General features: G+C 45.4%; 2 protein-coding genes. One reads left to right on the forward strand and one right to left on the reverse strand.

Annotated features, from left to right (window positions below):
• Positions 1 to 377 (forward strand): fatty acid desaturase (locus tag A3739_RS18720; protein ID WP_197472435.1); only part of this gene is annotated, 377 nt, incomplete at its 5' end.
• Positions 378 to 466: 89 nt separating this feature from the next.
• Here the strand turns inward: A3739_RS18720 and A3739_RS30120 are convergent.
• Positions 467 to 909: PEP-CTERM sorting domain-containing protein (locus tag A3739_RS30120; RefSeq protein WP_197472436.1), on the reverse strand; the 443-nt coding region annotated here is incomplete at its 5' end.

Here is a 909-nt window from a genome sequence, read left to right on the forward strand (position 1 = left end):
CAATTTATTGCGCGGAGCTTATGTTTAGCCTTGGTTGGAGAGTTGCCTTACTCGCCTATGCGCCAAGTATAGAATTAGCGTTGGTCTTGGTTCTAGGTTTCCTGTTAGGTGGTACGTTCACGGCCTACTGGTTCGCTTACAGACCACATATCCCTTATCAAGAAACGGCACGTTATCGCAATACCAATAACTTAATTGTTCCAGTTTGGCTGAAGCCTTTTGAATGGATCTGGGTTGGTCAAAACCTGCACGCTATTCATCACTTGTTTCCTCGCGTGCCTTTCTACAAGTACCACGCGCTTTATCGTGATATCCAGCCTATATTGCGAAAACAAGGTACGCCTATCCTCGGCGTATTCAGTAGAAAACCTGTGTAAGAACGAAAAAAGACATAAAAAAAGCAGCCAGTTGGCTGCTTTTTCGTTTACTCAACGACGTAAGATCTAGTTCTAGGCAAAGTCGTTGCTTAAACGCGCTTTCGGATACGAGCTAGACCAAGAAGCCCCAAACCTAAGAGCGCTAACGTGCGAGGTTCTGGAACAGCAGTCACTCTTAAACCTGCTAAAGCGAAGTCTTGATCAGAGTCGTCACCAGCACCCTGAGGTACAGTGAATTGGATCCAAGACGTACGATCTGTGCTATCAAAGCCAGTCAGAATGCTTAAGAAGCCAGCACCACCAGCACTACCAGGACCTGCAGGAATAAATGGCGAATCAGCATATGGGCCAGGCTTCAAACGATAACCAAGATATTCGTTATTAAACAAATCCAACACCAAGATCTCATCAATAACTACTGACGCATCAAACGTCACTGTTAGTTTCTCGATCTTGTCGCCACCTTGAGGGTTATTGATCTCGTCACGATCACCATGCTTTTTAATACCGATACCGTCGCCATCACCAACAA

Source organism: Oleiphilus sp. HI0067, assembly GCF_001635735.1.